General features: G+C 62.8%; 9 protein-coding genes. 8 read left to right on the top strand and 1 reads right to left on the bottom strand.

Annotated features, from left to right (window positions below):
• Window positions 1–2: 2 nt before the first annotated feature.
• Window positions 3–890 carry a ScpA family protein gene (locus PSV05_RS08625; protein WP_300065421.1) on the bottom strand — a complete coding sequence of 296 codons (888 nt, stop codon included), beginning with the start codon at window positions 888–890 and terminating at the stop codon, window positions 3–5.
• Window positions 891–1,238: 348 nt separating this feature from the next.
• On the opposite strand from PSV05_RS08625, the gene PSV05_RS08630 reads away from it, so the two are divergent.
• The 8 genes from PSV05_RS08630 (at window position 1,239) to PSV05_RS08665 (ending at window position 10,625) form a co-directional block, all read left to right on the top strand.
• Window positions 1,239–1,538 carry a YciI family protein gene (locus PSV05_RS08630; protein WP_300064128.1) on the top strand — a complete coding sequence of 100 codons (300 nt, stop codon included), beginning with the start codon at window positions 1,239–1,241 and terminating at the stop codon, window positions 1,536–1,538.
• Between the two features lie 32 nt (window positions 1,539–1,570).
• Complete coding sequence (locus tag PSV05_RS08635; protein ID WP_300065422.1) at window positions 1,571–1,846, top strand: BolA family protein; 276 nt, start codon at window positions 1,571–1,573, stop codon at window positions 1,844–1,846.
• 189 nt (window positions 1,847–2,035) lie between these two features.
• Entirely contained in the window at window positions 2,036–3,049 is a 1,014-nt protein-coding gene (locus PSV05_RS08640) for a LacI family DNA-binding transcriptional regulator (protein ID WP_300064130.1), read from the top strand.
• Window positions 3,050–3,110: 61 nt separating this feature from the next.
• Window positions 3,111–6,035 carry a TonB-dependent receptor gene (locus PSV05_RS08645; protein WP_300064132.1) on the top strand — a complete coding sequence of 975 codons (2,925 nt, stop codon included), beginning with the start codon at window positions 3,111–3,113 and terminating at the stop codon, window positions 6,033–6,035.
• Between the two features lie 26 nt (window positions 6,036–6,061).
• Window positions 6,062–7,612, top strand: a complete 1,551-nt coding sequence (locus tag PSV05_RS08650; RefSeq protein WP_300064135.1) for a glucoamylase family protein — start codon at window positions 6,062–6,064, stop codon at window positions 7,610–7,612.
• Between the two features lie 6 nt (window positions 7,613–7,618).
• Window positions 7,619–8,926 (top strand): sugar ABC transporter substrate-binding protein, encoded by a 1,308-nt coding sequence (locus tag PSV05_RS08655; RefSeq protein WP_300064136.1) that lies wholly within the window; start codon window positions 7,619–7,621, stop codon window positions 8,924–8,926.
• Complete coding sequence (locus PSV05_RS08660; RefSeq protein ID WP_300064138.1) at window positions 8,923–9,801, top strand: sugar ABC transporter permease; 879 nt, start codon at window positions 8,923–8,925, stop codon at window positions 9,799–9,801. Before PSV05_RS08655 ends, PSV05_RS08660 begins: the two co-directional genes overlap by 4 nt.
• Before the next feature lie 2 nt (window positions 9,802–9,803).
• Window positions 9,804–10,625: a carbohydrate ABC transporter permease gene (locus PSV05_RS08665; protein ID WP_300064140.1), complete on the top strand. Its 822-nt coding sequence runs from the start codon at window positions 9,804–9,806 to the stop codon at window positions 10,623–10,625.
• Window positions 10,626–10,632 lie beyond the last annotated feature (7 nt).

Consider the following 10,632-nt stretch of genomic DNA (forward strand, 5'->3'; position numbering starts at 1 on the left):
GCTCATTGGCTCGAGTCGTTGGCGGCATCGGCATCGTCGAATTCACTCGACAACTCCAGTGCGTTCGGGTCGTCCGTGCCAGCGGCAAGGGATTTCACGTAGATCGGTGCCAGTGGCCCCTCCTGGACGATGTCCAGCAGGCGCTCCTTGGCCAGTTCCAGCAGGCCGAGGAAGGTCACCACCACGCCTAGCCGGCCTTCCTCCACCGTGAACAGCGATTCAAAGCGGTGGAAGTTGCCGTCGGTCAGGCGTTCGAGCAACTCCCCCATGCGCTGGCGCACACTCAATGCATCGCGACGGATCGCGTGTTGGGTAAACAACTCCGCACGCTTGAACACGTCGTGCAAGGCCAGCAGCATTTCGCGCAGGTCCACCGGTGGCGGCTCGCGGACCGCGCTGCGGTCAGGCATGAACGCGTTGACCGGGCTGGTGTCGCGATCCTGCCGGGGCAGGGTGTCCAGGTCTTCGGCGGCCTGCTTGAAGCGTTCGTACTCCTGCAGGCGCCGCACCAGGTCGGCGCGTGGATCGTCCTCCAGGTTCTCCTCACTCGGAGGCCGCGGCAGCAGCATCCGCGACTTGATCTCGGCCAGGATCGCGGCCATGACCAGATATTCGGCGGCCAGCTCGAAACGCATCTCGTGCATGGCCTGGATGTATTCGACGTACTGGCGGGTGATCTCCGCGACCGGGATCTCCAGGATCTCCAGATTTTGCCGGCGGATCAGGTACAGCAGCAGGTCCAGCGGGCCTTCGAATGCGTCGAGGATGATCTCCAGCGCATCCGGCGGGATGTACAGGTCCTGCGGGATCTGCAGCAGCGGCTGGCCAAGCACCATCGCCAGCGGCATTTCCTGCTGTTTTGGGGCGGGCTGCTGTGCGCACGCCTGCATCGGATTGGTTGCTTCGGCGCTGACGCCGTTGCTGGGTTCTGATGTCATCGGTTGGCGGCCCCCTCCGGGCCACACTTGTACGCCATGGCCGCGTGTGCGACCGGTTTGGTCTTGCGATGCTGCAGTTCGCCATGCCTGAGCGGTGCCCGCGCTGCTTGGACGGGCGCGACATCGTGACGGGTGGCGGAATGGGCTGGATCAGTCAGTGGGCGCGGTGCGGTATGAAACCGGTTTCGCGCTGGGCTGCTGGCATCGAGCCTAAGCGATCAATCAAGGGTACGGATTCCGTGCGGTCGTGTCCAGCAAGAGGCCTCTACAATGCGGCCTTGCAGTTCAGCGGAGTCATCCATGTGGTACGCGATTGAAGGATTCGATGGGGCTGACGTGCTGGCCCAGCGATTGGCTGCGCGGTCGGAACACCTGGCGCGACTGACGGCATTGCGCGACGAGGGCCGCCTGCTGCTGGCCGGTCCGTGCCCGGCGATCGATGCCGAAGACCCAGGTCCTGCGGGGTTCTCCGGCAGCATTGTCATTGCCGAATTCGTGTCGTTGGAGGCCGCCCGCGCCTGGGCCGATGCCGATCCTTATATCGCCGCCGGGGTCTATGCCCGCGTCGATGTACGTCCGTTCCGAAAGGTATTGCCGTGAGCGAGGCCTGGACCGAGACCGACATTCCGCGGCTGAATCCCGGACGGGTTGCACGCATCCGCGAGCGTCTGACCGAGGCGCTCGCACCGGTCGCGCTGGAGGTCAATGACGACAGCTACAAGCATGCGGGCCATGCGGGTGCTCGCGGTGGGCAGGGCCATTTCAGCGTAACCATCGTCAGCGAGGCATTTGCCGGCAAGTTGCCGCTGGCGCGCCACCGGCTGGTGTACGCCGCACTGGGCGAGATGATGACCACCGACATCCATGCGTTGGCGATCCAGGCACAAACCCCGCAAGAAGCTGGCTGACAGGCAATCAGTTGGCGGCGACACCTGCTGCAATGCAGCGAGAAAACGTTTCCAGTGCATCGGCAATCGCTATAAAAACAAATAGTTAAGAATTTATTATGAAGTGACTGCCGTCCCGTTTCCAGATGCGCTTGCGTCTCGACTGGAAACGTTTACATTCCAGTTCGGGGAAGCAAAGCAGGGTGTCGGATGACGGTTACCATCAAGGATGTCGCACGGGAGGCCAATGTATCGGTGGCCACCGTGTCGCGTGCCTTGAATGGTCAGCACAATGTTGCTGAAGCGGTTCGCCGCCGGGTGCAAGTCGTGGCGGAGCGTTTGCGCTACATCCCGCACCACGCCGCAAGGAGCCTGAGCAGCCGTCGCACCCGCACCATCGGGGTGGTATTGCCCGAGGTCCATGGCGAGTTCTTCTCCGAGCTGATGTTCGGCATCGACCAGGTCGCCCGCGAACATGGTTTGCATCTGCTGGTGTCCAGCTACCACGGCGACCCGCGCGAGCAGGGTGATGCCTTGCGCAGCATGCGCGGACGCGTGGACGGCCTGCTGGTGATGTCTCCATATGACGATGTCGACGGGCACTTGGCCGATGCGTTGGCAATGCTGCCGAACGCGGTATTGATCAGCTCGCACCTGAGTCTGCCCGGGAAGTGCCGGATCGGCATCGACAATCATGCCGGCGCGCGCGCGATGGTGGCTCACCTGGTAGCGCTGGGACATGAGCGAATCGCCTTCGTGTCCGGCCCGCAAGGCAACCACGAAGCCGAAGAGCGTCTTCGCGGTTATCGCGATGGACTCGCCGAATTGCTTCCCCGATCGGCACCTTGGGTATTGCAGGGCGATTTCCACGAGGGTTCCGGCGAACGCGCGGTGCAGTCGCTGCTTGCCGGGCCATCGCTACCCGACGCGGTGTTCGCGGCCAACGACATGATGGCGCTGGGTTGCCTGTCGGCCTTCAGTGCCGCCGGACTCACTGTCCCTGTCGATATTGCGCTCGCCGGCTTCGACGACATCCCCTTGGCTCGCCATGTGCCGCCGGGCCTGACCACGATGCGAGTGGACATTGCCGCGCTGGGTGCAGATGCAATGCGTCGCCTGCTTGCACCTGTCGGCGACGGCCAATCCGACGATGGCCTGCGCCAGCCGCAGCTTGTCGTGCGTGCTTCCACTGGGATGGCTCGTGTGTCCCCTGACAGTTCCTGACCGTACGACGCCCGAACCCTGCAAATTCTTTCCGTTTGCGACGCTCCCTGGAGGGGATGACATGACCAAGAAGAACACGAAGCGCTACAACCGAAGCCTGCTCAGCTGCGCGCTGGCCACATGCCTGGTGCTCGGCGCCACCCCTGCGATGGCGCAGTCGACCGCGGCCACGTTGCGTGGACAAGCCACGGCGGGCGCCACAGTGACCGTCACCAATGTCGAAACCGGCCTGAGCCGGAACGCCACCGTCAATGCCAATGGCGGCTATGCCATCCCCGGCCTGCCGCCGGGAACCTACCGTGTGGAAGGCGGTGCAGGAGGTGCGCGCACCATCACGCTGGCGGTTGGCCAGGTTGCCACGGTCGATCTAGGGCAGGCGGCCACCGCCCCGGCGACCGGCGACGTGACCACGCTGGAGCGCGTCGTGGCCTCGGCGGAGTTCGTGCCGGAAACGCGTACGTCCGAAGTGGCGACTTACGTCTCCGCCAAGCAGATCGAGGCATTGCCGCAAGGCACCCGCAACTTCCTGGCATTCGCCGATACGGTTCCCGGGATGGTGTTCAGCCAGGATGGCAATGGCAACACGCGCTTGCGCTCGGGTGCCCAGACCGCATCGGCAATCAACGTCTTCATTGACGGCGTTGGCCAGAAGAATTATGTGCTGCCCGGCGGAATAGCAGGCCAGGACAGCAGTCGCGGCAACCCGTTTCCGCAATCCGCGATCGGCGAATACAAGGTCATTACCCAGAACTACAAAGCTGAGTTCGATCAGCTCAGCAGTGCAGCGATCGTGGCAGTGACGCGTTCGGGCAGCAACAAATTCACTGGCGATGTCTTCTGGGATGCCACGAAAACGCAATGGCGTTCCAAGAGTGAGTACGAGTCACTTCCAGGTGCGACCAAGGCGGTTTCCGAGGAGAAGCAATACGGCGTCAGTATCGGTGGGCCTATCAAGCGCGATGTCGCGCATTTCTTCGTCGCCTACGAGGCGAAGTCCTACCAGTCGCCGACCACGTTCAGTCTGGGGCGTGGCTACAACATCGGTCAGCTGCCATCGAGTTTCAAGGATGAGTACGGGTCAGGCAATTTCACCAAGCCGTTTGACGAGGACCTGTATTTCGTCAAGCTCGATCTCAATGCCGGGATGGACCACTACTTCGAGCTCACCACCAAGGTGCGCAAGGAAAGCGAAACCACCGATATCGGCGGCAACCGCCTGCCAAGTGCCGCGACCGACAACATCAACCAGGAAACCCGCGTCGACCTGCGCTGGCAATGGACCCAGCAGAACTGGCTCAATGACGCGCACATCGGCTACGAGAAATCGTTCTGGAGCCCGCGGCCGCACGAGTTCAGCAATGGCACCTGGCTGGCTGACGGCAATTGGTGGGACACCATCGCCCGTCGCGGCGGTGGCGACAACTACCAGGACAAGGGGCAGAAAGGCTGGGCCATCCAGGATGACCTGACCTGGTTCGGATGGGAGGGCCACACCGTCAAGATGGGCGTGAAATACAAGGCCATCACGGTGGATACGCTGGAGCAGAACAAGTTCAACCCGCAGTTCTACTACGACATCCACGAAAGCTTGGTAGTGCCGACTCATGTCGAGTTCGGAGCCCCTGTGTCAGCATTGGGCGATGGCACCGTCAGTTCGAGCAACAAGCAGTTCGGGCTGTATATCCAGGACGACTGGGAGGTCAACGACAAGCTGATCGTGAATCTCGGTGTCCGCTGGGACTACGAGCGGACTCCGAGCTATGAAAACTTCGTGACACCGACGAATGTTGCCGCGGCGATGCGTGCATCCAATGCTGCATTGCCCGCATCGGGTGTCAACGTCGAGGACTACATCAGCACCGGCAACAACCGCTCGGCGGACAAGAACAATTGGGCGCCAAGGCTCGGCTTCTCCTATGACCTGCAGGGCGACCAGCGGCATGTCATCTTTGGTGGCGCGGGGCGTTCCTACGACCGCAACCTGTTCGATTACCTCCAAAATGAGGTCTCGAAGGGCAGCTGGGGATCATTCGGCTTCGACTTCAACACGGCGATGCATCCCTGTTCTGGCGGCAACTGCCTGGCCTGGACTTCGGCATACCTCGACAGGCAAAACCTGTGGGCGCGTGCCGCGGCCGGTGGCGGGCGTGAGGTCTATCTCAACAACAACAACCTCGTAGTGCCTTACTCCGACCAGTTCAGCCTCGGCATGCGCAACATCGTGGAAATGGCCGGGCACGACTGGACCATCGAATCGACCATATCGCATGTCACGAGCCATGACGGGATCGCCTTCCTGTTGGGCAACCGCCGCGCTGATGGCAGTTTCTTCCCGCCGGGTGCCACCGACCCTCCGCCATGGGGACAGGGCTTCGCACCGTTCGGCAACATGATCCTGGCCGAGAATGCGCTCGAGACCAGGGCGAACTCGTTCCTGCTCCGGATCGAAAAGCCGTATGACCACGCCACCGGCTGGGGTGTGAATGTTGCATACACCTATACCGACTCGGAGCAGAACAGCCCGATCAACGGTTGGCCAGGCGCCTTCAACATGCCCACCATCGATGGCTATGGCTGGTTCGACGGACAAGCTTCGAAGCACCGCCTGGTCACCACCGGCATCTATGATGGCCCGTGGGGTCTCACTCTGTCGGCCAAGCTGACCTACGCGACCGCGCAGCCGCGTTACGTGCAGGATTGCAATGAAACCTCATGGAGTCTTTGTCACTTCACCTTCTACGTGCCGAACGATCACTTCAAGCAGTTCGACCTCGCCGCGAACAAGGAATTCACGATTCCCGGCGGCGGCGGGTTCCGATTCCGGCTGCGAGCGGACCTGTTGAACGTGTTCAATTGGTCGAACTACGCTGGTTACGATGACTGGATGGGTGGTGCCAACGAACCCATGAACGCGAACTTCGGCAAGCCGAACAGTATTTCGCTCCCGACCCGGACCTTCAAACTCTCGGTGGGTTTCAGTTGGTAGCGGAAACCGAAAGCGTACGTCGCTCCATGCATGTCGCGCTCAAGGGCGCGGCATGCGCATTTGCTCTTCTTGTAGGCAGCTGCGGGGATGGCACCCCTCCGCCACGGCCCGCAGTCGCTGCACCTGCAGCAGCCCAAGCGCAGCAAGAGAACGCGGTACCTGCGCTGGTCGAAGACCTCGAACACCGCACCTTCGATTACTTCTGGGAACTCGGCAATCCGGCCAATGGACTGGTGCCGGATCGCTGGCCATCGCCGTCGGCATCGAGTATTGCAGCCGTCGGTTTCGGCCTGACCGCTTACGGCGTGGGTGCGGAGCGCGGCTGGATCAGCCGCGAGCAGGCGGCCCAGCGCACGCTGGCGACGCTGCGTTTCTTCGCGCGCGCGCCACAGGGGCCGCAGCCTGCGGGCGCCAGCGGCTACAAGGGATTTTTCTATCACTTCCTCGACATGGACAATGGCAGCCGGGCCGGCACCAATGAACTCTCCACCGTCGATACATCCCTGTTCCTGGGTGGCGTGTTGTTTGCGCAAAGCTACTACGACCGCCAGGACGGCAGCGAGGCAGAGATACGCAAGCTGGCCGAGAAGATCTACGCGCGCGTGGAGTGGCCGTGGGCGCAGGTACGCAAGCCGCTGATCTCGATGGGCTGGACGCCCGAAGAGGGCGCGCTCAAGTACGACTGGCAGGGCTACAACGAGGCCATCCTGGTTTATATCCTCGCGCTTGGTTCGCCTACCCATCCAATCGACAAGGATGCCTACGACGCCTGGACCTCCACCTACGACCGCACCTGGGGCAAGTTCCATGGCGACGAACACCTCAGCTTCCCGCCGATGTTCGGGCACCAGTATTCGCAGGTCTGGATCGATTTCCGCGGTATCCAGGACGAGTACATGCATCGTCGTGGCATCGACTATTTCGAGAACAGCCGTCGCGCGGTGTATTCGCAACGCGGCTACGCGATCGAGAATGCGGCCGGCTGGAAGGGCTACGGCAAGAACGTCTGGGGGCTGAGCGCCAGCGACGGGCCAGTTGACGCCAGCTTCGAGTTCGATGGCCAGACCCGGTTGTTCCGCACCTATGCCGCGCGCGGCGCCGGCATCGAATACGTGCTGGACGATGGCACCATCACGCCGACCGCGGCAGCCGGTTCGATCGCCTTCGCGCCGGAGATCGTGATTCCCGCGATCACGCAGATGCACGAACGCTATGGCAAGGACATCTATGGCGAGTACGGGTTCCTGGATGCGTTCAACCCGAGCTTCGATTTCACCGACGCCAAGCTGCACCACGGGCGGATCACGCCGATGGGTTGGGTGGATAGCGACTACCTCGGTATCGACCAGGGTCCGATCGTGTTGATGATCGAGAACCACCGCAGCGAATTCGTGTGGAACGTCATGCGTCGCAACCTGCACATCCGCAAGGGCTTGCAGCGCGCCGGTTTTCGCGGCGGATGGCTGGGCGCCAGCGTGGTGCCCATCCGTCCGGCCACTCCTGTCCGCAAGACTCCAGCGACCAAGCCCCCGCCGGCGCGACAACCGCAAGCTCCGGCCGCGGCTGCCGGCGGCTAGACGCCGATGCGTGGCTTCGTCACTTGGGATACGTCACTGAGACTCTCGTCAGTGATCGTGATCCTGTTCGCGCTTGCAGGTTGCACGCGCGAGCATGGCGATGGCCGCGAGGTCGTGCGTTTCTGGGCGATGGGCTACGAAGGCGAAGTCGTCGCGCAGCTGATCCCGGAATTCGAGCGCCGCAATCCGGGCATCCGGGTGGATCTGCAGCAGCTGCCATGGACCGCCGCACACGAGAAGTTGCTGACCGCCTATGCTGGCGATGCGCTGCCGGACGTGGTGCCGCTGGGCAATACCTGGATTGCCGAGTTCGCCGCGCTGGGCGCGCTCGAACCGCTGGATGCGCGCATCGCGGCGAGCCCTGGCTTTGCGCGCGCGGACTTCTTCGATGGCGCCTGGAACAGCGGCGTGATCGATGGCCACACCTATGCCGTGCCCTGGTATGTAGAAACACGGATCCCGTACTACCGTCGCGACCTGCTGCATGCGGCGGGCATCGACGCGCCACCACGGACATGGCCGGAATGGCGCGCCGCGATGACTGCGATCAAGCAGCGCGCTGGCGCAGGGAAATTCGCCATCCTGTTGCCGCTCAACGAGTTTGAACCGTTGCTCAACCTGGCGGTCCAGCAACCCGAACCACTGCTCCGCAACGGCGGGCGTTACGGCAACTTCCGCAGTGCGGGCTTCCACCGCACCCTGGCTTTTTACCGATCATTGTTCGACCAGAACCTCGCGCCGCGCGTGGACAACACGCGTATCTCCAATGTCTGGGACGAATTCGGCAATGGCACGTTCGCGTTCTATATCAGCGGGCCATGGAACATCGCCGAATTCCGCAAGCGCCTGCCACCTGAACTTCAGGATGCGTGGATGACCATGCCGCTGCCCGGTCCGGATGGCCCCGGTGCATCGATCGCCGGTGGCACCAGTTTCGTGGTATTCAGCCAGTCCACGCACAAGCGCGCGGCGTGGGAACTGATCCGCTTCCTGTCCGCGCCTGCGCAGCAGATTCGCCTGCATGCGTTGACCGGCGACCTGCCGCCACGACGTTCGCCGTGGACCGTGCCGGCATTGGCGAATGATCCGTATGCGCGTGCCTTCCGCGACCAGTTGGAACGGGCGGTGCCGGCGCCCAAGGTGCCGGAGTGGGAGCGCATCGCACAGGAGATGAGGATCGTCGGCGAGCAACTGGCCAGCGGCGGGCTGACGGTGGATCAGGCGGCAGTGGAAATGGACCGGCGTGCTGACACGATCCTGGCCAAGCGCCGCTGGATGCTCGACCGCGGGCAAGTCACGAAGGCGACGCGATGAAAGCAGGGCTCGCAGGCTGGATGTTTGCCGCGCCCGCGCTGGGCGTGATCGCGTTGTTCTTCGGCATCCCGGTGCTGGCGGCATTCATGTTGAGCCTGACCGATTTCGACATCTACGCATTGGCCGACATCCACAACCTGCGTTTCGTCGGCTTGGGCAATTACTGGACGTTGCTGCACAACCCGCTGTTCTGGAAGGCGCTTGGGAATACGTTCTATTTCGTGCTGGTCGGCGTGCCGCTGTCGATCACGGTGTCACTGGGCGCGGCGATGTTGCTGCATTCGAAACTGGCGCGTTTCAAGCCGGTGTTCCGCACCGCGTTTTTCGCGCCGGTGGTGACCACGGTGGTCGCGGTGGCGGTGATCTGGCGCTACCTGTTCCACACCACCTACGGCATGGCCAACTGGGGCCTGTCGCTGCTCGGCATCGCGCCGGTGGACTGGCTGGGCGACCCGCACTGGGCCATGCCGACTATTATCCTTTTCGCGGTGTGGAAGAACTTCGGCTACAACATGATCATCTTCCTGGCCGGCCTGCAGGGCATTCCGGAGGACCTCTACGAAGCCGCGCGCATCGATGGCGCCTCGCCCTGGAAGCAGTTCCGCCACGTCACCCTGCCGATGCTCGGCCCGGTGCTGGTACTGGTCGGCATCCTGACCATGGCTGGCTATTTCCAGCTGTTCGCTGAGCCCTACGTGATGACCCAGGGCGGTCCGCTGCAAAGTACGGTCAGCGTGCTGTACCTCATGTATGAAGAAGGCTTCAAGTGGTGGAACCTGGGCAATGCTTCTGCCGTGGCCTTCCTGCTGTTCGCGATCATGACCGTGGCGACCACCGGCCTGTTGTGGTTCGCGCGCCGACGCGGGGTGGACTAGGCATGGACCGTCGCATCGCATCGGCGCTTATCAATGGCTTGCTGGTCGCGCTGGCCGTGCTTAGCGCGTTTCCGTTGCTGTGGATGCTGTCGGTGTCCTTCATGCAACCGGGCGAAGCCAGCCATTTCCCGCCGCCGCTGCTGCCGCTCGATGCCGGCCTGCAGAACTATCGCGAACTGTTCGTGCGCGCCGGCATGGGGCGCTACCTGGCCAACAGCGCGATGATCGCCACCGTGGTGACCCTGATCTCGCTCTTGCTCAACACGCTGGCCGGCTACGCTTTCGCAAAGCTCGAATTCCGCGGTCGCGAGCGCACGTTCCGCGCATTGCTGGCAGTGCTGGTGATTCCGGGTCAGGTGGCGATGATGCCGCTGTTCCTGCTGCTCAAGCAGGTGGGCCTGATCAATACCTATGCCGGCGCGATGGTGCCTGGACTGGCCAGCATCTTCGGCATCTTCCTGGTCCGCCAGTACTCGCGATCGATCCCGGATGACCTGCTGGATGCCGCGCGCGTAGACGGCGCCAGCGAATGGCGGATTTTCTGGCAGATCGTGCTGCCGGTGCTGAAACCAATTCTGGTGACACTGGCGATCTTCAGTTTCCTCGGCGCGTGGAACGATTTCATGTGGCCGCTGATCGTGCTCAGCGACCAGGGCTTGCAGACCCTGCCGGTGGCGCTGGCGTCGCTGTCGCGCGAGCACGTGCAGGACAACGAACTGATGATGGCAGGCTCGGTGGTGACCATATTGCCGGTGCTCGTGCTGTTCCTGGCCTTGCAGCGTTACTACATCCAGGGCTTGCTGGTCGGGAGCGTCAAGGGGTGAGGCGAGG

The sequence above is a fragment of the Thermomonas sp. genome, from assembly GCF_029945965.1.
GTDB lineage: Bacteria > Pseudomonadota > Gammaproteobacteria > Xanthomonadales > Xanthomonadaceae > Thermomonas.

Coding starts and splice junctions, on each gene's coding strand:
- PSV05_RS08660 (WP_300064138.1), top strand. CDS start 8,923: ATGAAAGCAGGGCTCGCAGGCTGGATGTTTGCCGCGCCCGCGCTGGGC.
- PSV05_RS08655 (WP_300064136.1), top strand. CDS start 7,619: ATGCGTGGCTTCGTCACTTGGGATACGTCACTGAGACTCTCGTCAGTG.
- PSV05_RS08640 (WP_300064130.1), top strand. CDS start 2,036: ATGACGGTTACCATCAAGGATGTCGCACGGGAGGCCAATGTATCGGTG.
- PSV05_RS08625 (WP_300065421.1), bottom strand. CDS start 890: ATGCAGGCGTGCGCACAGCAGCCCGCCCCAAAACAGCAGGAAATGCCG.
- PSV05_RS08650 (WP_300064135.1), top strand. CDS start 6,062: ATGCATGTCGCGCTCAAGGGCGCGGCATGCGCATTTGCTCTTCTTGTA.
- PSV05_RS08665 (WP_300064140.1), top strand. CDS start 9,804: ATGGACCGTCGCATCGCATCGGCGCTTATCAATGGCTTGCTGGTCGCG.
- PSV05_RS08630 (WP_300064128.1), top strand. CDS start 1,239: ATGTGGTACGCGATTGAAGGATTCGATGGGGCTGACGTGCTGGCCCAG.
- PSV05_RS08645 (WP_300064132.1), top strand. CDS start 3,111: ATGACCAAGAAGAACACGAAGCGCTACAACCGAAGCCTGCTCAGCTGC.